Raw genomic sequence first — 23,004 nt, forward strand, 5'->3', positions numbered from 1 at the left:
GCCTGACGGTCAACGCTCATCGCACAGGAACCCGACCATGTCCTCGACAATGCGCCTGCTGGCCAGCTTCGTTGCCCTGATGATGGCCATGGGCATCGGCCGATTCGCCCTCACCCCGCAACTGCCGCACCTGATCAGCGAAGGCCAGATCAGCCTGACCGCCGCCGGGCTGGTAGCCGCCGCCAATTACCTGGGCTACCTGCTCGGCGCCCTCGACACGATGTTCGCGCACCGCCCCGCCCAGGTGCGCAGGCGCCTGCTGGCCGGGTTGTGGCTGTGTGTGCTGCTGACCCTGGCCTCGTTCTGGGCCCACGGGTTCTGGCCGCATATGGCACTGCGCATGGGCACCGGCATCGCCAGTGCGTGGGTGGTGGTGACGCTCACCGGCATAACTCAGCACCTGGCCGCTCAAAGCCGGCAACCGCGTCTTGGCGCATTGGTGTTCGCCGGCCCTGGCATGGGTATCCTGCTCACGGGGATGCTGGCACTGGGCGCCAATCTGCAGGGCCTGGGTTCGGCACCGCTGTGGCTGATCTACGCCGCCGTGGCGCTGCTGATGCTGCTGGTGATCCAGCCCGCGCTGCCACACCCGCAACCAGTGCCCGCGCACAAGGCCACCGCGCAGGGTGCGACACCCGGCATCGGGCGGCTGGGGCTGATCTATGCACTGTACGGGGTGGGATACATCATTCCGGCCACTTTCATGTCACAGATGGCCAGCGCACGTTTTCACGGCCAGTGGCTGGCCGACCTGTTCTGGCCGGCCTTCGGCCTGGCTGCCGCCATGGGTGTGGTGCTGGTCAGCCTGCGCCGCCCGCACCACGGCAGCACGGCGCGCTGGCTGATGGCAACGTTGTGGCTGCAGGCCGCCGGGGTACTGGCCTGCCTGCTGGGCAGCGGCGCCGGCCTGGCGCTGGGTGTACTGCTGTGCGGCACGCCGTTTCTGGCCTGCATGCAGTTGGTGATGCAGCGCTCGCGCGAACTGGCCCCCCACGCCACCCACCGCAATGCCGGCCTGCTGACCACCTGCTTCGCCCTCGGCCAGCTCAGCGGCCCGCTGCTGGCGGCGTTGAGCAATCAGTTCAGCGCCAGCCTGCAACCGGCGCTGGTAGTGGCCGCCAGCGGCCTGATCATCGCCGGGGCCCTGCTGTTGCGCCCGGCTACTGGCCGAGCAGGCGCCGCAGACGCCTGCGTACCCACTGCTCGGCACTGACCAGGGTAATGCCCAGCAACACGCAGACGGCGCCCAGGATGAAGTTCAGGCTCAACGGCTCGCCCAGCAGCAACACGCCGAACGTCACCCCGAACAACGGGGTGATGAACGAGAACACCGCCAGGTTGGACGCCAGGTAGCGACGCAGCAGCCAGAACCAGGTCAGGTAGCTGAAGAACGACACCACCACCGCCTGGAACAGCACGCTGCTGATCGATGTGGCGGTCAGCGTCACATGGCCGACCTGCCCGGTCAGCACCGCGATCAGCAGCAGGCCGACGAAGCCGACCATCAATTGGTAGAACAGGGTCAGGGTAGCCGGTGCCTCCGACAGGCGCGAAGCCCGCACCACGACGGTGGTCGCGCCCCAGGCCATGCCGGCCATCACGCCCATCGCATCGCCCAGCAGCATGCGCCCATCGAGGTTGTCCAGCGACAGTCCGCCGGCAAAGGCCACGGCAATGCCGGCGAACGCCAGCAGGATGCCGAGCCACTGCAGCGGGCGCAGGCGCTCGCTGGGCAGCATGAAGTGCAGCCCCAACGCAGTGAACACCGGCGCGGTGTAGAGGAACACCGACATGTGCGCCGCGGACGTCAGTTGCAGCCCTTCGGCGATCAGCAGAAACTCCAGGCCGAACAGCGAACCGGCCAGCAGACCGCCCTTCCAGGTGGTGCCCAGCTGTTCCCAGCCACCCCGCCAGCACATCAGCAACGCGACCATCAGTGCCGAGATGCCCGAGCGCGCGGCGGCCTGCATCACCGGTGCGATGTCCGGCGCGGCCCACTTGATCATGACCTGCTGGATGCCCCAGATCAGGCACAGGCCCAGCATGACCTGCAGAGCAAAGGTGTCGGTATTCTTACGAAGGGCGCTCAAGGGCGACCCCCATTATCGCGGCACGGCATGGCAGGCTCTCGGCAATAGTGGATCCAGCGCCGATTATCAGGGCCTGCTGCCAGCGATTACCAGCCCGATCAGGCGATTTGTGCCTTTGACGCCACTTCGTCGAAGGTCGCCTCATCCAGTGCATCAGCCTGCTCGTTCAACACCTGGCGCGGATGATCATTGCCCGGGATTGCGCTGTCGATAAGGCTGAGCAGGCGCGAGCCTCGTTGGGTAAGGACGAAGTTCTCGCCATTGCCCCCTTCCTCTTCAGGGCGCGTCTCGATAAAGCCGCGCTCGAACAGCAGCTTCTCGTATTCGCAGGCCTTGGTCTTCAGATGATCAAGCTCCGGCACTGCATCGCCTTTGGCAGCCAGGCCGGCAGCATGCTGCTCGGCATACGGGCGCGGGGTAAAGCTGTGGCCGGCGCCGTTCTGCACTTCGTGCAGCAGGCGCTCCATCAGGTCCCAGTCATAGGTAGTGCTCATCGGTCCAACCTCCAGCAAGGGGATGTAAGGGTGTGACAGGCGCGCGCGGAAGCGGTTCGACTGAACTTTCCGGCCGGCACAGCCCTCCACCGAACACCTTCGCCCGTAATGGAACACGAGGTCCGACCATGAAAACGCTGATGAGCATCACCGCTGCCGCTGCCCTTCTATTTGCCGTGCCCACCTGGGCCTGCACGCTGGAAGAGGCCACGCAGAAACGCGAGGAGCTGGCCAAGGAGGTCAGCAAACTGACGGAGCAGAACCCGCAGAAGGCCAAGGAGATCAATGAAGAATTGCAGGGGATGAAGCTGGGAACCGAGAGCAAGGACCTGCCGGACAAATGCCAGCTGATCGACAAGCGCATGCAGGAACTGAAGGCGGCAGAGAAGAAAGTCTGAATCGAGGATGACGCGTCGCTGGCAAGACAGCTCCTGTAGGAGCCGGCCTTGCCGGCGAATAGGCCCTGCAACCTTACTCGGCAGACGGTGCCGGCTTGCGCTTCTTCAGCGGTGCCATGCCGTCCTGGCTCACCAGGGAGGGAGCATTGGGCTTGGGCTTGGCGGTCGGCTTGCGTTTGGCCACCACCTTCTTGTCGGTCTTCTTGTCGGTCTTTTTCTTCTTGACCCCGGCGGCCTTGCCCGACGCCTTGACCTTCTTCGGCCCGGTATAGGTGCCTTTGACTTCCTTGATGGTGCGGCGCTCGAAGCTCTGCTTGAGGTAGCGCTCGATGCTCGACATCAGGTTCCAGTCACCATGGCAGATCAGCGACACTGCCAGGCCTTCGTTACCGGCGCGCCCGGTACGACCGATACGGTGTACATATTCGTCGCCGCTGCGCGGCATGTCGAAGTTGATCACCAGGTCCAGGCCGTCCACGTCCAGGCCACGGGCCGCGACGTCGGTCGCCACCAGCACCTTGGCGCCGCCCTGCTTGAGGCGCTCGATGGCCAGCTTGCGGTCCTTCTGGTCCTTGTCGCCGTGCAGCACGAATGCCTTGATGTCCTTGGCCACCAGGTGCCCGTAGATACGGTCGGCCATCACCCGGGTATTGGTGAAGATGATTGCCTTCTGGTAGGTCTCGTTGGCCAGCAGCCACTGCACGATCTGTTCTTTGTGCTGGTTGTGGTCGGCGGTGATGATCTGCTGGCGGGTGCCGTCGTTGAGCTGGCTGACGGTGTTGAGCATCAGGTGCTCGGGGTCTTTGAGTACCTTGCCGATCATGTCGCGCAGGCCGGCACCGCCAGTGGTAGCCGAGAACAGCAGGGTCTGCTCGCGGTTCGCGCACTCGTTGCACAGACGCTCGACGTCTTCGGAAAAGCCCATGTCGAGCATGCGGTCGGCTTCGTCCAGCACTACCGCCTGCACATGTTCAAGGTGCAGGTTGCCGGCATTGAGGTGCTCGAGCATGCGCCCCGGGGTGCCGACCAGGATGTCCGGCACCTTGCGCAGCATGGCGGCCTGTTCCTTGAAGTCTTCACCACCGGTGATCATGCCGGCCTTGATGTAGGTGAACTGGGCGAAACGCTCGATTTCCTTGAGGGTCTGCTGGGCCAGCTCGCGGGTCGGCAGCAGCACCAGGGCACGGATCTCGACACGGCTCTGCTTCAGGTCCACCAGGCGGTTGAGCACTGGCAGCATGAAGGCGGCCGTCTTGCCGCTACCGGTTTTCGCCGTCACCCGCAGGTCACGCCCTTGCAGCGCCAGGGGGATGGCCGCCGCCTGCACAGGCGTGGGCTCGACAAAGTTCAGTGCGGCCACGGCTTTGAGCAGGCGTTCGTGCAGGGCGAATTGGGAAAACACGGGTGTACCTCGGGCAAGTGCAGAAATTCAGCCATATAGGGTAACGTTTTCCGGCGCTCACGCCGAATTTCTTTTGGCATTGTCACGACTTTCCGCGTTCTAATTGCACTTCCACTCTTTTTGCGGACACCTTTACTACGGCATGGATATTCAATTGTTCTGGCAAAACGCCCTGGATCTGTGGGGCACCCTCGATCAGCACCCGCTGCTGCACGCCGGCCTGGGCCTGGCGGTACTGCTGCTGGCCGCCCTGGTACTGGGGCGTGTGGCACGCTTCATGATCCTGCACGCCGTCCGGCTGCTGAGCCGCCAGCCAGCCCTGCACTGGCTCAACGACCTGCTGCACAACAAGGTTTTCCAGCGCCTGGCGCAGATGGTGCCCTCGCTGGTGGTGCAGTTCGGCCTCAAGCTGGTGCCGGAGCTCAGCGCCACCAGCCAGCATTTTCTGGGCAACGTGGCGCTGGCGTTCACCATCCTGTTCCTGGTGCTGGCCATCAGTGCACTGCTCGATGCCCTGCTCGATATCTATGCCCGCACCGAACATGCGCGTACCCGTTCGATCAAGGGCTATGTGCAACTGGCCAAGATGGTGCTGTTCGTGTTCGGCGCGATCATCATCGTCGCCACCCTGATCGACCGCTCGCCGCTGTTGCTGCTGTCGGGCCTGGGTGCGATGTCGGCGGTGATCCTGTTGGTGTACAAGGACACCCTGCTGTCGTTCGTGGCCAGCGTGCAACTGACCAGCAACGACATGCTGCGCGTCGGCGACTGGATCGAGATGCCCCAGGTAGGCGCCGACGGCGACGTGGTGGACATCACCCTGCACACGGTCAAGGTGCAGAACTTCGACAAGACCATTGTCTCCATCCCCACCTGGCGCTTGATGTCCGAATCGTTCAAGAACTGGCGTGGCATGCAGCAGGCCGGCGGTCGGCGCATCAAGCGCAGCCTGTTCATCGATGCTGGCGGCGTGCGCTTTCTGACCGATGAAGAGGAGCAACGCCTGGGCAAGGTGCGCCTGCTCACCGACTACATGACCCGCAAGCGCAGCGAACTGCAGGCCTGGAACGAAGCCCAGGGCCCTGTGGCAGCGCTGTCGGCCAACCGCCGGCGCATGACCAACATCGGCACCTTCCGCGCCTATGCCCTGGCGTACCTGAAAAGCCACCCGGACATCCAGCCGAACATGACCTGCATGGTGCGTCAGATGCAGACCACCGCCCAGGGCGTGCCCCTGGAAATCTACTGCTTCACCCGCACCACCGCCTGGGCCGATTATGAACGTATCCAGGGCGATATCTTCGACTACCTGCTGGCCGTGATGCCCGAGTTCGGTCTGGGCCTGTACCAGCAACCCAGCGGCAGCGACCTGCGCGCCGGGCTGCTACCGGCCGGTGCCGTTCGCGAGCAACGGGCGTTGAGCACCGAGTCGGCTGAGCCATAGCGAGGCCAGTATCACCGCACCACCGATGAACAGCCGGCCCAGCGGCTCGTGCTGGTTCCAGATCAGCAGGTTGAGCAACAGCCCGACCGGCACATGCAGGTTGTTCATCACCGCCAGGGTGCCGCCTGAAACCAGGCAGGCGCCCTTGTTCCACCAGTACAGCCCCAGCGCCGTCGGGCACAATCCCAGAAACAGCAGCACCAGCCACTGCACGTCGGTGCTGGGCAGATGCTGCGCGTTGCCGAACAGCAGGAAGGCCGGCAGCACCACCAGCAGGGCGCCCAGGTAGAAGTAGCCGAAGCGTCGGTAGTGCGGCAGGTCACTGGGGTAACGGGCAACCAGGTGCTTGTACAGCACCTGACCGGCGGCATAGGTGAAGTTGGCCAGTTGCAGCAGCACAAAGCCCATGAAGAAGTCCGGGCTGATGCGGTCGAAGCGAATCACCGCTGCGCCCCCCACCGCCACCAGTGCGGCCACCAGTGCCCACGGATTGAAGCGCCGGTTCAGGGCATCCTCGATCAGGGTCACGTGCAAGGGTGTAAGAATGGTGAACAGCAGCACTTCGGGCACGCTGAGCACACGAAAGCTCAAATACAGGCACACATAGGTGATGCCGAACTGCAACGCGCCGATCAGCAGCATGGCCCGCATGAAGCGCGGCTCGACCTTGCGCCAGCGGGTCAACGGCAAAAACACCAGGCCGGCCAGCAGTACCCGCGCCAGTACCGCGAAGTAGCTGTCGACATGCCCGGCCAGGTATTCGCCGATCAGGCTGAAGGAAAACGCCTGGATCAGCGCGACGATCAATAAGTAGCCCATGTATGCCCCCTGATATGCAGGCGGCGACCTTAGCGGTTGACCAACGGGCCGGCAACCGCTTTTGAAACGCCTGCACTCAAGGTGCCAGCTGGCTCAACGGGTCTGATCGGCCGTGATGAACTGGAACCGTGCGGGGGTGGCGCCAGAGGGCAAGGTCACCGCGATGATCGGCACCAGGATGCCCGTCTGGCTGAAGAAGTCCCGCTGATCCGCCTGCGCCCCCGCCCTTCCGCTCGCGCTCCCGCCAATATAGAAGAAGGCTTCCATCGGCAATTGCCGACCGATGTTCTGCGGCCACAGGGCCATGCGCACTTCGTTCTGGATGCCGCCAAGGTTGGCGCCGGGCAGGTTTCTGGCACGCAGGCTCTGATAGAACGCGATGGCGCCTTCTTTGTTGAGTTCATCGCGAACATTGAAGCCGCACTGGCGTGCATTGATCCGGTTGGCGTTGTAATGCGCCAGCCATTGTTCCGCTGTACCGATGCGCTGCGCCCTGCACTCGCGGCTCACCATGGGATAACCGACATTCTGCCCGCACCCCTGCGATTCTCGCCTGTTGGAATCGGCGTCCACAGGAAACGAGCACAACACACGGGGCTTGTATTGATTGTTGGCGTACAAGATAGGCACGAAGATGAAGCCGTTAGTGTACCCATAGGCCAACCGACTGAACGCAGAGTCGGCACGCAGGTAGGAGAACGACACGCCCGAGGCGGTGGGGTTCGGGTTCCACGAATGAAACGCCGGGCTGTTCTGCGTAGCGCGCATGAGGATGCCGCTGCACAGAAAGGCCGGCGCGCTGGAGGCGTTACAGTTCTGCCGGGTGTCGCGGTAACGTTCCTGCAGGTGGCGTGCAACCGTGGCTCCGGAAACAGCCGCCGTACCTGCACGGGACTGCAACGCAGCGGCCTGGACCGTTGGCGACACCGAGCTTGCCTGCGCAACCTCGTCATTGGCAGGCTGCACCGGCGCCCGGTTGGCGCAGGCTGTCATCAGGCTGATCAACAGCAACAGTGTGAACGTGTTCAACATGGTGCCTCCCTGCGCTCGCGCCGGCTTTGAACCCTTGCTTGCGGGTCACGCCTTGCTTGGCGGGCGTTTCGCAGGTTTGCCAGGCACTTTCGCAGGTGCTTCTGACGCCTTCGCAGGTTTTTTCACCGGCACTTTCTCAGGGACCTCAGGCGCCTCCTCAGATGCCGGGGGCACCTCCAGGCTCGGGATATAAAGCAGCCTGGAAAATTGGTAGTCCGAGCCCGTAACCGCTTCAAGCGCATAATTGAGCCACACTTGCTTGCCTCTGTTCTGCTGAAACCAGCTCAGTGGAATTTCAAACTGGGCAGTACCCCCCGTCATGGGTTTCCACCCCAGGTCCTCATGCCCTGTCATGGTGAAACCTCTTAGACGAACCTTGTGTGAAGGTTGCCATTGGGGATAGGTAATCTGGACCCAGCGAGAACCGCGATCAAGTCTTGGCCGGGTCAATGGATCTAAACTTTGGCGTTCCACCGAAAAGTAACGACTCTGCGAAACCACCCAGGGTCCGCCATCCCTGCTCAGCGCGAAATTCACCTGTGCCGTTTGGCCGGAACTGCTGTACATCAGCGCTTTTGGACAAGAAGAGTACAGCGCTTCCGGCGGGTTACTGATGGGTTGCACGGGCAAATCGAAAATGATACCGGAAGGTTCGACAATTCTTACCCTGACCCTGTCACCGGGGTACATACCGGCTGATATAAGCGTCCTGACTGACAAAAAATCCGTATTGCTGCCGCAGTTGAAGATCGCCGATATCTTGAAATACTTTCTCGACGGGTCTTTGGGGTAATCGGGATGTGGAATCGAACAGTCGATCGTCGGGGCATCCCAGGCATATAGTTTGGACCCTACTTTAGCAGGCATAGGTACGCATCCTTATATCCGCGAGGCAAGTTACAAACTTTCACTGCCGAAAGTCTGTCCGTCACCCGCATCTAAACAGATAGGCATTCAAGCGCGCACCTGACAAAACTGTCAGTTCTCTATAAACAATCAACCTGGCAATGACAAGTTTCATAACCACCCACAAAAAAGCCCGGTCAAACCAGTGTCTGACCGGGCAGGTACACCCAAAGGAGCAAAGGTGTCAGGCGGGGGGAAAATCGGTACGGCTCAAGCTACCGCAGCCAGCAGCGCCTTGGCCTGGTTCAGGCCTTTTTCGTGGAAGTCGCCGCCCATGTTCAGGCCCTCGGCGTGAATGAACGTCACCTCGTGAATGCCGATGAAGGCCATCACCTGGCGCAGGTAGGGCTCCTGATGGTCGCTACCGGCCCCGGCGTGGATACCGCCGCGGGCCGTCAGCACATAGGCGCGCTTGCCGGTCAGCAAGCCCTGCGGGCCGGTCGGGGTGTATTTGAAGGTGACGCCGGCACGCAGCACATGGTCGAGCCAGGCCTTCAGCGTACTGGGGATGGTGAAGTTGTACATCGGCGCCGCCAGCACCAGTACATCGGCGGCCAGCACTTCGTCGGTCAGTTCGTTGGAACGTGTTAGTGCCTGCACCTCTTCGGCGCTGCGCTGGGCTTCGGGCTTCATCCAGCCACCCAGCAGATGGCTGTCCAGGTGGGGTACCGGGTTCAATGCCAGGTCGCGCACGCTGATCTGGTCGGCCGGGTTGGCCGCCTGCCACTGGCTGATGAAATCACGGGTCAGCTGACGAGACACGGAGTCCTGCAGGCGGGCGCTGCTTTCGATGATCAGTACGCGGGACATGGGTTGCCTCCATCGGCAAGTTCGCTAAGTCGATGGAGGCAAGATTAGAGATTGACCTATCGATAAAAAAGCGTAAAAACTGGGTTAAACCTATCAGTTAACCTGTTTTATTGCGGCTTGCAGTCCAGCGCGATGCGCAGCTTGAGGATTTCGCGGTTGAATTTGGCCGTCACGTCGACGCTCTTTTTCGCCGGTACCTGTATGCGCCGTACCCTGGGGGCCTCCGGGCCGTTGCGGAAGGTGACCTTGCACGTCGCTGCCACATCGCCGTAGTTGTTCAGGCTGATCGAGCCGATGTCACGGTCGGTGTCGTAGGTGGTGTAGTCAAGCTTCACCCCATCGGTGTTCTTGGTCACGTCGATGGGGTAGGCCAGGGCCGTCAGCGGCAGCAGGGCCAGCAGTGCAACACAGATTTTCTTCATAACGGCGCTCTCCATGAAAGTGCGCCAGCTTAGGACAACAGGAGCCGAAGATGAAAGCGCCGCGCGTTACCCTGGATCAGTGGCGGACTCTGCAGGCGGTGGTCGACCACGGCGGCTTTGCCCAGGCCGCCGAAGCCCTGCACCGCTCCCAATCGTCGGTGAGCTATACCGTGGCCCGCATGCAGGACCAGCTCGGCGTGCCGTTGCTGCGCATCGACGGGCGCAAGGCGGTGCTCACCGATGCCGGCAGCGTGCTGCTGCGCCGCTCGCGCCAGTTGGTCAAGCAGGCCAGCCAGCTCGAAGACCTCGCCCATCACATGGAGCAGGGTTGGGAAGCCGAGGTGCGCCTGGTGGTCGATGCCGCCTACCCCAATGCCCGACTGGTACGTGCCCTGAGTGCGTTCATGCCGCAAAGTCGCGGCTGCCGGGTGCGCCTGCGCGAGGAGGTGCTGTCAGGGGTCGAGGAAGTGCTGCACGAAGGGGTGGCGGACCTTGCCATCAGCGGCTTCAGCATCCCCGGCTACCTGGGCACCGAATTGAGCGCGGTGGAGTTCGTGGCCGTTGCACACCCCGAGCACAGCCTGCACCGCCTGGGCCGCGAGCTCAGTTTCCAGGACCTGGAGAGCCAGTTGCAGGTGGTGATCCGCGACTCTGGCCGGGCACAACCGCGGGATGTGGGCTGGCTGGGCGCCGAACAGCGCTGGACGGTCGGCAGCCTGGCCACCGCCGCCACCTTCGTCAGCAGCGGCCTGGGCTTTGCCTGGCTGCCACGCCACCTGATCGAGCGCGAACTGCGCGAAGGCGTGCTCAAGCCACTGCCGCTGGACCAGGGTGGCAGCCGTCACCCGCTGTTCTACCTTTACTCGAACAAGGACAAACCCCTGGGCCCGGCCACGCAGATCCTCATCGAGTTGCTGCGCAACTTCGACACTGCGCCGCTGGACGTGCCCTTCGCCGCCCCCGCCCAAGCCTGACAGGTAACGCCCATGGCCTATTTCGAACATGAAGGTTGCACCCTGCATTACGAGGAATATGGCCAGGGCGAGCCCCTGGTACTGCTGCACGGCCTGGGCTCGAGCTGCCAGGACTGGGAATACCAGGTACCGGAGCTGGCCCGTCAGTACCGCGTGATCCTGCTCGATGTGCGCGGCCACGGGCGCTCCGACAAGCCTCGCGAGCGCTACAGCATCGCCGGCTTCAGCGCCGACCTGCTGGCCCTGCTGGAGCACCTGAACACCGGCCCGGTGCACCTGGCTGGCCTGTCGATGGGCGGCATGATCGGCTTCCAGTTTGCCGTCGACCATCCCCACCGGTTGCGCAGCCTGTGCATCGTCAACAGCGCACCCGAGGTCAAGCTACGCAGCCGCGACGATTACTGGCAATGGTTCAAGCGCTGGAGCCTGGCCCGCCTGCTGAGCCTGGAGACCATCGGCAAAGGCCTGGCCGCACGCCTGTTTCCCAAGCCGGAGCAGGCCGAGTTGCGACGCAAGATGGCCGAGCGCTGGGCGCGCAACGACAAGCGTGCGTACCTGGCCAGCTTCGATGCCATCGTCGGCTGGGGGGTACAGGAACGCCTGGGCCAGATCCGCTGTCCTACGCTGGTCATCAGCGCCGACCACGATTACACCCCGATACAGCTCAAGCAGCGCTACGTCGCGCTTATTCCTCAAGCACGACTGGCGGTCATCGAAGATTCACGGCACGCTACACCGCTGGATCAACCCCGGCTGTTCAACCAGACCCTGCTGCAGTTTCTGGCAACGGCTTCAACCACTTCTCAAGGATCATTGAGTTCATGCTGAAAAAACTTCTGCTTGGCGCCTGCTCGGTCGTCTTCGCCACCAGCCTGATGGCTGCCGAAAAAGCCCCGCACGTACTGCTCGACACCAGCTTCGGCCAGATCGAAGTGGAACTGGACCCGGTCAAGGCGCCCATCTCGACCAAGAACTTCCTCGAGTATGTCGACAGCGGCTTCTACACCAACACCATCTTCCACCGCGTGATCCCGGGCTTCATGGTCCAGGGCGGCGGCTTCACCGCGCAGATGCAACAGAAGTCGACCAAGGACCCGATCCGCAACGAGGCCAGCAACAGCCTGCACAACACCCGCGGCACCCTGTCGATGGCCCGCACATCCAACCCGAACTCGGCCACCAGCCAGTTCTTCATCAACGTGGCCGACAACGCCTTCCTCGATCCGGGCCGCGATGCCGGCTACGCCGTGTTCGCCAAGGTGGTCAAGGGTATGGACGTGGTCGACCAGATCGTCAACTCGCCGACCACGCGCAAGAACGGCATGGCCGATGTACCGGTCGATCCCGTGCTGATCAAGTCCGCCAAACGCATTGACTGAGCCCGTGTTCACAGGGACGTGAACCACGACCGGCCCGGTCGAGTCAGACAGGAGTTAGAGTTTTGAGGTTGTATCGCTATTTCGAAAAGCTGATCGACATCTTTCGCGAAGCACCGACCGCATCGCCGCCGGGCAAGGTCCTGCCGTTCTATTTCTACTACCTGCGCCAGGTGTGGCCCAGCTTTGCCGCACTGCTGGTGGTGGGGCTGGTGGCTTCGCTCATCGAAGTGGCGCTGTTCAGTTACCTGAGCCGCATCATCGACCTGGCCCAGGGCGCGCCAAACCCTGATTTCTTCAGCGATCACGCCAGCGAGCTGATCTGGATGGTGGTGGTCACGCTGCTGCTGCGCCCGCTGTTCTTCGGCCTGCACGACCTGCTGGTGCACCAGACCATCAGCCCGGGTATGACCAGCATGATCCGCTGGCAGAACCACACCCATGTGCTCAAGCAGAGCCTCAATTTCTTCCAGAGCGATTTTGCCGGGCGCATCGCCCAGCGCATCATGCAGACCGGCAACTCGCTGCGCGATTCGGCCGTGCAGGCGGTGGACGCCCTGTGGCACGTGCTGATCTACGCGATCAGCTCGCTGGTGCTGTTCGCCGAGGCCGACTGGCGCCTGATGCTGCCCCTGACCGTCTGGATCTTCGCCTACATCGGCGCACTGTGCTATTTCGTGCCCAGGGTCAAGGAGCGCTCGGTGGTGTCATCGGATGCGCGCTCCAAGCTGATGGGCCGCATTGTCGATGGCTACACCAACATCGCCACCCTCAAGCTGTTCGCCCACACCGACTTCGAGCGCCAGTACGCCCGCGAAGCGATTCGCGAGCAGACCGAAAAGACCCAGCTGGCCTCGCGGGTGATCACCAGCATGGATGTGGTCATCACCAGCCTCAACGGGCTGCTGATCGTCACCACCACCGGCCTGGCGCTGTGGCTGTGGAGCCAGTCGCTGATCACCGTGGGCGCCATCGCCCTGGCCACCGGCCTGGTGATCCGCATCGTCAACATGTCGGGCTGGATCATGTGGGTGGTCAACGGCATCTTCGAGAACATCGGCATGGTGCAGGATGGCCTCAAGACCATCGCCCAGCCGGTCACCGTCACCGATCCGCCAGATGCTCCGGCGCTCAAGGTCGATCGCGGCGCGGTGCGCTTCGATAATGTCGACTTTCATTACGGTCAGGGCAGCCGGATCATCAGCAACCTGACCCTGGACATTCGCCCCGGCGAGAAGATCGGCCTGATCGGCCCCTCGGGCGCCGGCAAGTCCACCCTGGTCAACCTGCTGCTGCGCCTGTACGACCTGGAAAGTGGCCGTATCCTGATCGACGGCCAGGACATCGCCCAGGTGAGCCAGGCCAGCCTGCGCGCACAGATCGGCATGATCACCCAGGACACCTCGCTGCTGCACCGCTCGATTCGCGACAACCTGCTGTATGGCCGGCCGGATGCGACAGAAGAGGAGTTGTGGGAGGCGGTGCGCCGGGCGCGGGCCGATGAGTTCATCCCTCAGCTGTCCGATGCCCAGGGGCGCACCGGTTTCGATGCGCATGTGGGCGAGCGTGGCGTGAAACTGTCCGGCGGCCAGCGCCAGCGCATCGCGATTGCGCGGGTGCTGCTCAAGAATGCGCCGATCCTGATCATGGACGAAGCCACTTCGGCGCTGGATTCGGAAGTGGAGGCAGCCATCCAGGAGAGCCTGGAGACCCTGATGCAGGGCAAGACGGTGATCGCCATTGCGCACCGCCTGTCGACCATCGCGCGGATGGACCGGCTGGTGGTGCTGGAGCAGGGGCGGATTGCCGAGATGGGCACCCATGCCGAACTGCTGGCGCACCAGGGGCTGTACGCACGGTTGTGGCATCACCAGACGGGTGGGTTTGTCGGGGTCGATTGAACACCGCGGCGACGGTATCGCGGGTCAAGTCCGCTCCCACAGGGATTTTACTGCGCCTGCGGGAGCGGGCTTGGCGTTCAGACTTGCCTGAAGGGCAGCGCCGTACGCGCCTCCTCGGCATACCCCAGCACCCCCACCCGCTCCTGCGCCAGAAAGTCCTGCACGGCCGCCTTCAACCCCGGATGCAGCAGGTAATGCCAGGACCGCGTGATCACCGGTTCGAACCCGCGAATCAGCTTGTGCTCGCCCTGCGCCCCGGCATCAAAACGCTGCAACCCTTCGGCAATGGCAACGTCCATGCCCTGATAGAAGCACGTCTCGAAATGCAACCGATCGAACTCCGCCAGGCAGCCCCAGTAGCGCCCATACAGGCTGTCACCGCCCACCAGGCTGAACGCCATCGCCACCGCCCGCCCGCCCTGATGCGCCATCACCACGCGGATCGACGCGGGCATGCGTTCGGCCAGCAGGCTGAAAAACGCCCGGGTAAGGTACGGGGCACGGCGGCGCACGGCGTAGGTGTTGGCATAGCATGCGTACACGAAATCCCACTGCGCCTCACTCAGCTCATGGCCGTGGTACCACTGAAACTCGATACCCTGCCCCGCCACCTGCTCGCGTTCCTTGCGCATCTGCTTGCGCTTGCGCGAACTGAGGCTGTCGAGAAAATCCTGGAAGTCCCGATAACCCTGGTTGCGCCAGTGAAACTGACACCCCAGGCGCTCCATCCAGCCCGCACGCCCACGCAATACTTCGTCGCTGGCCGGGTCGGTGAAGTTCACGTGCAGGCCCGACAGCCCCTGTTCGAGCAAAGCATCGCTGACGCCGTCGATCAGCTCACCCGCCGCCTGCGCGTCACCCAGCAGGCGCGCGCCGCTGACCGGTGAAAACGGCACCGCGCACAGCAGCTTGGGGTAATAGTCGATACCGGCGCGGTCGCAGGCGTCGGCCCAGCCGTGATCGAACACGTACTCGCCGAACGAATGGGTCTTCACGTAGGCCGGCATGGCCGCCCGCACCTGGCCCTGAGTGTCCGTCAGGACCTGGTGGGCCGGTGCCCAGCCGGTGCGTGGGGTGACGCTGGCGCTGTCTTCCAGGCTGCGCAGGAAGGCATGGCGCAGGAACGGCTGGGCATCCGGCACCAGGGCATCCCAGGTGGCGGCGTCGATATCGGCAAGGTGCGGCAGAATTGAGATGGGCATGCGCGCAGTCTGCCCCCTCGTGCGAGCAAAAAAAAGCCCCGCAGGTGCGGGGCGAAGATCTAACGGATGAAGGAGTGTGTTGCAGGGGTAACGCTTAGAACACGTACTGCGCGCGCATCACGAAACCGTCGCCGCTGTCGTCGCCGGCAGCGTTCTGCGCGTTGTCGGTCTTGGCCTTGACGTACACGCCGCTGAGCTTGATCGACTCGTTGGCGTACCAGTTCACACCCAGGTTGTGCACCTTGGCTTCCACGTCACCGATGTCGGCAAATGCGCCGTTGTTGTCGTCGACGCTCAGGTGGTCGTAGCGGTAGAACACTTCCCACGCACCAATCTGCTTGTTGGAAGGCTTGATGCTGTCGAACTTGCCGAGTTTGTAGCCACGCGCTTCACCGGTGATGGTGTAGGCCACCTGGCCGTAGTAACCCTTGGCCTTGATGTCGGAGAAGGCCGAGTCGTCTGCCTGAACATCACGCTTGATGTACTCGCCCTGCACCGAGAACGGGCCCAGCGCGTAGGCGGCTTCCAGGCCCCAGGCCTTGTCGGTGTCGTAGGCACCGGCCGGGGTGGTGGCGTTGCCGCCCAGCACCAGGCGGTTGCCGTTGTTGCCGGCGTCCTGGCCACCGTCGGTGCTCACCCCACGCATGCCCAGGCGGCTGCGGATACGGCCGTCGAACGCGGTGTCGGAAAGGTCGCGCTGGGCGTAGTTCAGGCCAACGTGCAGTACGTTGCCGGCCTCGTGCATCGGTGCGAACACACCGCGCAGGTTGAACTGCTTGGAGCTGTCGCCGTCCTTGTCCTGGTTGGTGGCGTCCTTGGCGAACAGGCCGGCCGAACCGTACAGCGAGTCACCGGCATTACCCGATGCCTGGATACCGAAGCCGCCGTTGTGCGAGTTGGTCCAGTCCACCAGGTCGTAGGCAGCGGTTCGCTCCTGGGCAGTCACCCACTTGGAGCTGGTGGCTTTTTCCAGGCCGAACTCGGGGTCGAAGCGACCGACCTTGATCGATACCGGCTTGAAGCCGTTGTAGGCCAGCGACGCTTCGTCGAAGTAACCGTCTTCGGAACGGTTGTCGCCACCGGAGTTATGCGAGAAGTCGTAGGCGATCTGGTAGGCCCAGTCGGTGTACATCACACCGCCCAGTTCCAGGTAGGCACGGCGGAAGTAGCCCGCATCGGCGGTATCGCCGTTCTTGGTGTAGAAACCGTCGAAGCGGCTGTAGTCGGCCTGGACCCGGCCACCCAGCTTGAAGCTGAATTCCTTGTCAGCGGTAGCGACCTCCAGGCCACCCTTGGTCTTGACTACGATATCGGCGCCGTCAGTAGTCACGGTGCCCGCGAAAGCCTGGGCGGTAACGGCCATTGCCAAGGCGCTGGCTGCGAAACCTGCGAAGTGCTTACGGATCATCGAAGGAACTCCCCTACGTTCATAACGTTTATGGTCTTGATTACGTTGAAAAAACACGCGGCTCAGGCCACTTGTGCTGGGGACGAATCTTGGCGGGGGGTTATTTCAGATCAGTGGCTATTAGATAAATATTTAGTGACAGGGGAACTTTTTACTTCGAATGTGAATAAGACAATCAGCCCCGTTGCAGGGCTGGTTGCGGGGTTTCAGCGCGTTGCCCGGCGCTCGGCGGCCAGCCGCGCCGCAAGGGCCTCGGCCCCCTCAACAGGCGCCGGCGGCAACGCCTTGAGGGTTGCCTGGGCCAGGCGCAACTGCTTGATGAAGCGACGACAATTGCGACAGAACAGCAGGTGCTGGCGCGTCATCAGGCGCTCGCCCAGGGTCAGTTGCCCGTCCAGGTAATCACTGGAGCAGGCGACCAGTTGTTTGCAGGTCAGCATTGGCCTGTGTCCTCGAAATGTTCCAGGGTCGCGAAGACCTTGAGGCGTGCGCGGTGCAGCAGCACACGCACATTGGAGAGCGACAGGTCGAGCAGATTACAGATTTCCACCAGTTCGAGGCCCTGGCGCTCACGCAACAACAGCACACTGCTCTGCAGTTGCGACAGGCTGAGCAGGGTGTGCTCCAGGCATTCGCGCAACTGCTCCTGGCTGAGCAGGGCCTCGGGGCTGTCTTCGTGCCAAGCCGAAGGCGCCAGCAGCCAGTGACCGTCGCTGGCAAAACGCGCGTCGTCGATGCTGCCATGGGGGGCCGGCAGGTCGTCGAGCAGCACCTCGCGGCGGTTTTGCCGGTAACGGGTCTTGGCCGTATTGGCGGTGATGGTCAGCAACCAGGTCTTGAGGCTGGAGCGGCGCTGGAAGCCCGCCAGACCGCGTACCGCCGCCAGCCAGGCATCCTGCACCACCTCGTCGGCGCCACGTTCGCCGACGATGGCATAGGCCACCGCGCGCATGGCGCCCTGGCAGGTCTGAACCAGTTCGGCGAACGCGCGCTGCTCTCCCGCCAGCAGGCGGTCGAGCAAGCGCTGTTCGTCAGCCGTCACTGGCGTGGGCGATCAACGTTTGCGCAGGATCACGCTGCCGATCGAGTAGCCGGCACCGAACGAACTGAGCACCCCGAGGGCACCCTTGGGCAGGTCGTCCTGATGCTTGTGCAGCGCGATCACCGAGCCGGCCGAACTGGTGTTGGCGTAGGTATCGAGAATCACCGGGGCCTCCTCGACCAGCGCGTCGCGGCCCAGCAGCTTCTTGACGATCAGGTGGTTCATGCTCAGGTTGGCCTGGTGCAGCCAGAAGCGCTTGACGTCACTGACGTTGAGGTTGTTTTCGCTCAGGTGCTGGCCGATCAGCTCGGCCACCATCGGGCACACCTCGCGGAACACCTTGCGGCCTTCCTGCACGAACAGCTTGTCCGGCGCACCGATACCCTCTTCCGCCGCGCGGTTGAGGAAGCCGAAGTTGTTGCGGATGTTGTTGGAGAACTGGGTCAGCAGCTTGGTGCTGACGATATCGAACTGGTGCGCCGAGGTAGCGAGGTCGGCACGTTCGACCAGCACCGCCGTGGCGGCGTCGCCGAAGATGAAGTGGCTGTCACGGTCACGGAAGTTCAGGTGGCCGGTGCAGATCTCGGGGCTGATCACCAGCACCGAACGGGCCTGACCCAGTTGCACGCTGTTGCAGGCGACCTGAATGCCGAAGGTCGCCGACGAACACGCCACGTTCATGTCGAAACCGAAACCGGCGATACCCAAAGCCTGCTGCACTTCGATGGCGATGGCCGGATAAGGACGCTGCAGGTTGGAGCAGGCGACGATGACCGCGTCGACATCGGCTGCGGTGCGCCCGGCACGCGCCAGGGCCTGCTCGGCGGCGGCCACGCCCATCTGGCAGAGGATCGACGGCTCGTCGTTGCTGCGCTCCGGCAGGCGCGGCTTCATGCGCTGCGGATCGAGGATGCCGGCCTTGTCCATCACGAAGCGGCTCTTGATGCCCGAGGCCTTCTCGATGAACGCAGCGCTCGACTCGGCCAGTGCCTGCACTTCGCCCCGTTCGATGGCAGCGGCATTGTCGGCGTTGAACTGCTGCACATAGGTGTTGAAAGACTCGACCAGCTCTTCGTTGGAAATGCTGTTGGCCGGGGTGTACAGGCCGGTGCCGCTGATGACGACGTTATGCACGGTCGTTCCTCTGTTCGGGGCCGCTGCCTGCCGGGCAACGGCCTGTTCTGTCGGTCAAATGGCACGAAAGTACCAATTAATACAGGCAATGCACCCGGCAAGCGGGGCAGTACGCTGTGCTGCATTCTGTAGCTACCGTGGCAGGTACCTGACACGGTAGCGAAGTTCGCCAAGTGTGCCACAAGTTCCGGGGATTAGGCTTCCACCAGACTCCATTGCTTGGCCAGGCGCTTGTCGGAAATCGGTACCTTGGTACCCAACTGCTGGGCAAACAGCGACACGCGGTATTCCTCGATCCACCAGCGGTACAGCACCAGTTGCTCGTCGCGCTTGCCCTCCTGGGCATGCTTGTCGGCACGCGCCTTGTACTGTGCCCACAGACCGCTCAGTTCGCCGCTCCACACGCGGTCCTTCTGCACCTGCGAACCGAGTTTTTCCAGACGCAGCTCCACTGCCTTGAGGTAGCGCGGCAGTTCCTTGAGCCAGATGCCCGGGGTTTCCCGCACAAAACCCGGGTACACCAGGTTGGCCAGTTGCTGCTTGATGTCGTTGAGCGCCACGGCCTGGGCCAGGTCGATCTTGCCCTTGAAGCGCTTCTGCAGACCGTGCCAGAGCTTGAGTATCTCGAGGGTCAGGCGGGCCAGGCGCTCGGCGTGATCGGCCCAGTGGCCGCGCTTGCGTTCGGCCAGCGAAGCAAGCCCGGCACCGTCGCGCGGCAGGCTGCTCTCGCCGTCGAGGATGCAGGTATCCAGGCTGGCCAGCAGGATGTCCTCGACCAGCGCATCGACACGCCCCAGCTCGCGGTACAGCAGGCCCAGTTCGGTCAGCCCCGGCAGCTTGCCGCGCAGGAACTTCGCCGGCTCGGCCAGTTGCTGCAGCAGCAGCCGCTGCAAGGCTCGGCGGTGCTGGAACTCGGCTTCGGCCTGGGTCGAGAAGCGCCCTTCCTTGACCGTACCGCCCTCTTCCACCAGCGCCGGGTACACCGTCATCGACAGCCCGGCGATCTTCTGCTGGGCGGTCTGGGCCACCTCGGCAAACACCTTGGCTTGCACCGGCTGCTGGGCCTTGGCCGATTGCGGCACGGCCAGCGCGGCCTGGCTGGCAGCAACGAAGCGCGCCGTCAGCTCGGTCAGGTCGCGGCCTTCACCCAGGAACTTGCCCTGGGCATCGACCACTTCGATGTTCATGCGCAAGTGGCCTTCCACCTGCGCAGCCGCCTCGGCCCAGGCCTCGTCGCTGACCCGCGCACCGGTCATGCGCAGCAGTTCGCGGCCCAGCGCCTGGGGCAGCGAGCCGTCGGCGAAGGTCATGCGCTGCAAGGCGGCCTTGACGAAGTCGGGCACCGGCACGAAGTTCTTGCGCAAGGCCTTGGGCAGGTTGCGTACCAGCGCAATGCACTTGGCTTCCAGCAACCCCGGCACCAGCCATTCCAGGCGCTCGCCCGGCAGGCTGGGCAGCAGCGGCGCCGGCACCCTCACGGTAACGCCGTCGCGGGGGTGGTTGGGCTCGAAGTGATAGCTCAGCGCCAGGCTCAGGTCGCCGATGCGCAGGGTATCGGGGTACTGCGTGGCGGTGACTTCACTGGCCTCGCGGGCCAGCACGTCCTCTTCGCGCATGATCAGCAACTGCGGGTCTTTCTGGCTGGTGACGCGGTACCAGCTGTCGAAGGTCGCGGTCTGGTGGATCTCGGCCGGCAGGCGCGCCTCGTAGTAGGCGTACAGGGTCTCTTCATCAGCCAGGATGTCGCGCCGGCGGGCCTTGGCCTCCAGCTCGTCGAGCTGCTCGAGCAGGCGCGTGTTGGCTGCCAGGCACTTGGCCCGCGACTGGATCTCACCGCCCACCAGGGCCTGACGGATAAACAGCTCGCGCGAGGCCTGCGGGTCGATCGGCCCGTAGTGCACCGGGCGCCGGCCGACCACGATCATGCCGTACAGCGTGACCTGCTCGAAGGCCACCACCTGGCCGCGCTTCTTCTCCCAGTGCGGTTCGAAGTGGTTCTTCTTGATCAGGTGCCCGGCCAGCGGCTCGATCCAGTCCGGCTCGATCTTGGCCACCATGCGCGCATACAGCTTGGTGGTCTCGACCAGTTCGGCGGTCATCAGCCATTGCGGGCGTTTCTTGCCCAGGCCCGAGGACGGGTGTACCCAGAAGCGCCGCTGGCGCGCGCCCAGGTAGTCGCCGTCCTCGGTCTTCTGGCCGATCTGGCTGAGCAGCCCGGACAGAATCGCCTTGTGCAGGCGCGGGTAGTCGGCCGGCTCCTTGTTGATGCTCAACTGCAGGTCGCGGCAGATCAGGCTCAGTTGCCGGTGTGCATCGCGCCATTCGCGCAGACGCAGGTAATTCAGGAAATTCTTGCGGCACCAGTTGCGCAGCGGGCTGGCCGTCAGGGCCTGGCGCTGTTCTTCGAACCCGCGCCACAAGTTGACCAGCGCGGCGAAGTCCGAGTCGCTGTCCTTCCACTGCGCATGGGCCTGGTCGGCAGCCTGCTGGCGCTCGGGCGGACGCTCGCGGGGGTCCTGCACCGACAGTGCACTGGCCACGATCAGCAACTCCTGCAGGCTGCCCTGCTTGGCGCCTTCGAGCAGCATGCGGCCCAGACGCGGGTCCACCGGCAGGCGCGCCAGCTGGCGGCCCAGCGGGGTCAGCTGGTTCTCGCGATTGACTGCCGAGAGTTCCTGCAGCAGGTTGAAGCCGTCGCTGATGGCCTTGCCATCCGGCGGCTCGATGAACGGGAAGGCGTCGATCTCGCCCAGGCGCAGGTGCAGCATCTGCAGGATCACCGCGGCCAGGTTGGTGCGCAGGATCTCGGGGTCGGTAAAGGCGGGCCGACCATTGAAGTCGTCCTCGCTGTACAGGCGCACGCAGATGCCCGGTTCGACCCGCCCGCAACGGCCCTTGCGCTGGTTGGCACTGGCCTGGGACACCGCCTCGATGGGCAGGCGCTGCACCTTGGCACGGTAGCTGTAGCGGCTGATGCGCGCCGTGCCGCTGTCGATCACGTAGCGAATGCCCGGTACGGTCAGCGAGGTTTCCGCAACGTTGGTGGCCAGCACCACGCGCCGCCCCGGATGGGACTGGAAGATCTTCTGCTGCTCGGCCGGCGACAGCCGTGCATACAGCGGCAGGATTTCGGTGTGGCGTAGCTGTGCCTTGCGCAGCATCTCGGCGGCATCGCGAATTTCGCGCTCGCCGGGCAGGAACACCAGCACGTCGCCCGGGCCCTTGCCGATGCTGCGCTCATGGGCGGCAATCTCGTCGAGGGTGGCCAGGATCGCCTGGTCGACGGTCAGATCGTCCTCGACGCGGTTGCCCTCCTCGTCCTGCTCGCTGGTCAGCGGCCGGTACCAGGTCTCGACCGGGTAGGTACGCCCGGACACCTCGATGATCGGCGCATCGTTGAAGTGCCTGGAAAAGCGCTCCAGGTCGATGGTCGCGGAGGTGATGATGACCTTGAGGTCGGGGCGCCGCGGCAGCAGGGTCTTGAGGTAGCCGAGCAGGAAGTCGATGTTCAGGCTGCGTTCGTGGGCTTCGTCGACGATGATCGTGTCGTAGCGTTCCAGAAAGCGGTCGTGCTGGGTTTCGGCCAGCAGGATGCCGTCGGTCATCAGCTTGACCAGGGTGTTGGCATCGCTCTGGTCTTCGAAGCGCACCTGGTAGCCGACCAGCGCGCCCAGCGGCGTACCCAGCTCTTCGGCCACGCGGGTGGCCACGCTGCGCGCGGCAATCCGGCGCGGCTGGGTGTGGGCGATCTGGCCATGCTGGCCGCGGCCCAGTTCCAGGCAGATCTTGGGCAACTGGGTGGTCTTGCCCGAGCCGGTTTCGCCCGCGATGATCAGCACCTGGTGGGCGGCCAGCACCTTCTTGATTTCGTCACGCTTGGCCGCGATCGGCAGGCTGTCGTCGTAGTGGATGCGCGGCACGCTGGCCTTGCGCGCGGCGACCTGATCGCAGGAGGCCTGTACCCGGGCGGCCCACTGGGCCAGCTTGGCCTCGTCTGGGCGCTTGCGCAGGTCATGCAGTTGCCGACGCAGGCGATGGCGCTCGGCGATCATGGCGTGGTCAAGGTTTTTCAGCAGTTGCTCGATGGCGGCGTTCTGGTCAGTCATGACGTCTTTTTAATAATGCAGGTGAGCCTGCTTTCACATGATCG

Annotated in this window: 21 protein-coding genes; 7 read left to right on the plus strand and 14 right to left on the minus strand. The window is 63.7% G+C overall.

What is annotated here, in order from left to right; genetic code table 11:
* Nucleotides 1-37: 37 nt before the first annotated feature.
* On the plus strand, nucleotides 38-1,213 hold the full coding sequence (locus tag V9K84_RS14575; RefSeq protein WP_088514512.1) for an MFS transporter: 1,176 nt from the start codon (nucleotides 38-40) through the stop codon (nucleotides 1,211-1,213).
* Here V9K84_RS14575 and V9K84_RS14580 read toward each other — a convergent pair.
* Nucleotides 1,161-2,090, minus strand: a complete 930-nt coding sequence (locus V9K84_RS14580) for a DMT family transporter (protein WP_043864141.1) — start codon at nucleotides 2,088-2,090, stop codon at nucleotides 1,161-1,163. The two genes, V9K84_RS14575 and V9K84_RS14580, sit on opposite strands and share 53 nt — an antisense overlap.
* Nucleotides 2,091-2,188: 98 nt before the next feature.
* Complete coding sequence (locus V9K84_RS14585) at nucleotides 2,189-2,584, minus strand: hypothetical protein (RefSeq protein ID WP_043864142.1); 396 nt, start codon at nucleotides 2,582-2,584, stop codon at nucleotides 2,189-2,191.
* A 128-nt stretch (nucleotides 2,585-2,712) separates the two neighbouring features.
* Between V9K84_RS14585 and V9K84_RS14590 the strand changes: the two genes are divergently transcribed.
* Nucleotides 2,713-2,982, plus strand: coding sequence for a hypothetical protein (locus V9K84_RS14590; protein ID WP_043864143.1), 270 nt, complete (start codon nucleotides 2,713-2,715; stop codon nucleotides 2,980-2,982).
* A 73-nt stretch (nucleotides 2,983-3,055) separates the two neighbouring features.
* Here the strand turns inward: V9K84_RS14590 and V9K84_RS14595 are convergent, their stop codons facing one another.
* The gene (locus V9K84_RS14595; RefSeq protein ID WP_088514511.1) at nucleotides 3,056-4,384 is read right to left on the minus strand and encodes a DEAD/DEAH box helicase; all 1,329 of its coding nucleotides are present in this window, start codon (nucleotides 4,382-4,384) and stop codon (nucleotides 3,056-3,058) included.
* A 142-nt stretch (nucleotides 4,385-4,526) separates the two neighbouring features.
* Between V9K84_RS14595 and V9K84_RS14600 the strand changes: the two genes are divergently transcribed.
* Nucleotides 4,527-5,828, plus strand: coding sequence for a mechanosensitive ion channel family protein (locus V9K84_RS14600; protein WP_043864145.1), 1,302 nt, complete (start codon nucleotides 4,527-4,529; stop codon nucleotides 5,826-5,828).
* Here V9K84_RS14600 and V9K84_RS14605 read toward each other — a convergent pair.
* From V9K84_RS14605 to V9K84_RS14625, 5 genes are all read right to left on the minus strand, one after another.
* The gene (locus V9K84_RS14605; protein ID WP_043864146.1) at nucleotides 5,769-6,647 is read right to left on the minus strand and encodes a carboxylate/amino acid/amine transporter; all 879 of its coding nucleotides are present in this window, start codon (nucleotides 6,645-6,647) and stop codon (nucleotides 5,769-5,771) included. The genes V9K84_RS14600 and V9K84_RS14605 overlap by 60 nt on opposite strands.
* A 93-nt stretch (nucleotides 6,648-6,740) precedes the next feature.
* Nucleotides 6,741-7,679, minus strand: a complete 939-nt coding sequence (locus tag V9K84_RS14610) for a hypothetical protein (RefSeq protein WP_088514510.1) — start codon at nucleotides 7,677-7,679, stop codon at nucleotides 6,741-6,743.
* Nucleotides 7,680-7,724: 45 nt separating this feature from the next.
* A complete protein-coding gene (locus tag V9K84_RS14615) occupies nucleotides 7,725-8,546 on the minus strand; it encodes a hypothetical protein (protein ID WP_143516630.1) in 822 nt (273 codons plus the stop codon).
* Nucleotides 8,547-8,795: 249 nt separating this feature from the next.
* The gene (locus V9K84_RS14620; protein ID WP_088514508.1) at nucleotides 8,796-9,395 is read right to left on the minus strand and encodes an FMN-dependent NADH-azoreductase; all 600 of its coding nucleotides are present in this window, start codon (nucleotides 9,393-9,395) and stop codon (nucleotides 8,796-8,798) included.
* A gap of 107 nt (nucleotides 9,396-9,502) precedes the next feature.
* Nucleotides 9,503-9,817: a hypothetical protein gene (locus V9K84_RS14625; RefSeq protein ID WP_043864149.1), complete on the minus strand. Its 315-nt coding sequence runs from the start codon at nucleotides 9,815-9,817 to the stop codon at nucleotides 9,503-9,505.
* A gap of 50 nt (nucleotides 9,818-9,867) precedes the next feature.
* Between V9K84_RS14625 and V9K84_RS14630 the strand changes: the two genes are divergently transcribed.
* From V9K84_RS14630 to V9K84_RS14645, 4 genes are all read left to right on the plus strand, one after another.
* The gene (locus V9K84_RS14630; RefSeq protein ID WP_043864150.1) at nucleotides 9,868-10,791 is read left to right on the plus strand and encodes a LysR family transcriptional regulator; all 924 of its coding nucleotides are present in this window, start codon (nucleotides 9,868-9,870) and stop codon (nucleotides 10,789-10,791) included.
* A gap of 12 nt (nucleotides 10,792-10,803) precedes the next feature.
* Nucleotides 10,804-11,619, plus strand: a complete 816-nt coding sequence (locus V9K84_RS14635) for an alpha/beta hydrolase (RefSeq protein ID WP_043864151.1) — start codon at nucleotides 10,804-10,806, stop codon at nucleotides 11,617-11,619.
* Nucleotides 11,613-12,170: a peptidylprolyl isomerase gene (locus tag V9K84_RS14640; protein WP_088514507.1), complete on the plus strand. Its 558-nt coding sequence runs from the start codon at nucleotides 11,613-11,615 to the stop codon at nucleotides 12,168-12,170. The genes V9K84_RS14635 and V9K84_RS14640 overlap by 7 nt, the downstream gene beginning before the upstream one ends.
* Before the next feature lie 68 nt (nucleotides 12,171-12,238).
* Entirely contained in the window at nucleotides 12,239-14,068 is a 1,830-nt protein-coding gene (locus tag V9K84_RS14645) for an ABC transporter ATP-binding protein (protein WP_058541540.1), read from the plus strand.
* A gap of 77 nt (nucleotides 14,069-14,145) precedes the next feature.
* Here the strand turns inward: V9K84_RS14645 and V9K84_RS14650 are convergent, their stop codons facing one another.
* From V9K84_RS14650 to hrpA, 6 genes are all read right to left on the minus strand, one after another.
* Complete coding sequence (locus tag V9K84_RS14650; RefSeq protein WP_088514506.1) at nucleotides 14,146-15,270, minus strand: GNAT family N-acetyltransferase; 1,125 nt, start codon at nucleotides 15,268-15,270, stop codon at nucleotides 14,146-14,148.
* A 94-nt stretch (nucleotides 15,271-15,364) separates the two neighbouring features.
* Nucleotides 15,365-16,678: a porin gene (locus V9K84_RS14655; protein ID WP_043864155.1), complete on the minus strand. Its 1,314-nt coding sequence runs from the start codon at nucleotides 16,676-16,678 to the stop codon at nucleotides 15,365-15,367.
* Between the two features lie 206 nt (nucleotides 16,679-16,884).
* Nucleotides 16,885-17,118, minus strand: coding sequence for a zf-HC2 domain-containing protein (locus V9K84_RS14660; protein ID WP_054914943.1), 234 nt, complete (start codon nucleotides 17,116-17,118; stop codon nucleotides 16,885-16,887).
* The gene (locus tag V9K84_RS14665; RefSeq protein WP_043864157.1) at nucleotides 17,112-17,720 is read right to left on the minus strand and encodes a sigma-70 family RNA polymerase sigma factor; all 609 of its coding nucleotides are present in this window, start codon (nucleotides 17,718-17,720) and stop codon (nucleotides 17,112-17,114) included. The genes V9K84_RS14660 and V9K84_RS14665 overlap by 7 nt, the downstream gene beginning before the upstream one ends.
* A 12-nt stretch (nucleotides 17,721-17,732) precedes the next feature.
* Nucleotides 17,733-18,854 (minus strand): beta-ketoacyl-ACP synthase III, encoded by a 1,122-nt coding sequence (locus tag V9K84_RS14670; RefSeq protein WP_043864158.1) that lies wholly within the window; start codon nucleotides 18,852-18,854, stop codon nucleotides 17,733-17,735.
* A gap of 194 nt (nucleotides 18,855-19,048) precedes the next feature.
* The gene (gene hrpA, locus V9K84_RS14675; protein ID WP_054914945.1) at nucleotides 19,049-22,960 is read right to left on the minus strand and encodes an ATP-dependent RNA helicase HrpA; all 3,912 of its coding nucleotides are present in this window, start codon (nucleotides 22,958-22,960) and stop codon (nucleotides 19,049-19,051) included.
* Nucleotides 22,961-23,004 lie beyond the last annotated feature (44 nt).

This window comes from Pseudomonas sp. AE27, assembly GCF_037113495.1.
Classification (GTDB): Bacteria; Pseudomonadota; Gammaproteobacteria; order Pseudomonadales; family Pseudomonadaceae; genus Aquipseudomonas; species Aquipseudomonas palmensis.

Coding starts and splice junctions, on each gene's coding strand:
- V9K84_RS14575 (WP_088514512.1), top strand. CDS start 38: ATGTCCTCGACAATGCGCCTGCTGGCCAGCTTCGTTGCCCTGATGATG.
- V9K84_RS14585 (WP_043864142.1), bottom strand. CDS start 2,584: ATGAGCACTACCTATGACTGGGACCTGATGGAGCGCCTGCTGCACGAA.
- V9K84_RS14590 (WP_043864143.1), top strand. CDS start 2,713: ATGAAAACGCTGATGAGCATCACCGCTGCCGCTGCCCTTCTATTTGCC.
- V9K84_RS14600 (WP_043864145.1), top strand. CDS start 4,527: ATGGATATTCAATTGTTCTGGCAAAACGCCCTGGATCTGTGGGGCACC.
- V9K84_RS14605 (WP_043864146.1), bottom strand. CDS start 6,647: ATGGGCTACTTATTGATCGTCGCGCTGATCCAGGCGTTTTCCTTCAGC.
- V9K84_RS14610 (WP_088514510.1), bottom strand. CDS start 7,679: ATGTTGAACACGTTCACACTGTTGCTGTTGATCAGCCTGATGACAGCC.
- V9K84_RS14615 (WP_143516630.1), bottom strand. CDS start 8,546: ATGCCTGCTAAAGTAGGGTCCAAACTATATGCCTGGGATGCCCCGACG.
- V9K84_RS14620 (WP_088514508.1), bottom strand. CDS start 9,395: ATGTCCCGCGTACTGATCATCGAAAGCAGCGCCCGCCTGCAGGACTCC.
- V9K84_RS14625 (WP_043864149.1), bottom strand. CDS start 9,817: ATGAAGAAAATCTGTGTTGCACTGCTGGCCCTGCTGCCGCTGACGGCC.
- V9K84_RS14630 (WP_043864150.1), top strand. CDS start 9,868: ATGAAAGCGCCGCGCGTTACCCTGGATCAGTGGCGGACTCTGCAGGCG.
- V9K84_RS14635 (WP_043864151.1), top strand. CDS start 10,804: ATGGCCTATTTCGAACATGAAGGTTGCACCCTGCATTACGAGGAATAT.
- V9K84_RS14640 (WP_088514507.1), top strand. CDS start 11,613: ATGCTGAAAAAACTTCTGCTTGGCGCCTGCTCGGTCGTCTTCGCCACC.
- V9K84_RS14650 (WP_088514506.1), bottom strand. CDS start 15,270: ATGCCCATCTCAATTCTGCCGCACCTTGCCGATATCGACGCCGCCACC.
- V9K84_RS14655 (WP_043864155.1), bottom strand. CDS start 16,678: ATGATCCGTAAGCACTTCGCAGGTTTCGCAGCCAGCGCCTTGGCAATG.
- V9K84_RS14660 (WP_054914943.1), bottom strand. CDS start 17,118: ATGCTGACCTGCAAACAACTGGTCGCCTGCTCCAGTGATTACCTGGAC.
- hrpA (WP_054914945.1), bottom strand. CDS start 22,960: ATGACTGACCAGAACGCCGCCATCGAGCAACTGCTGAAAAACCTTGAC.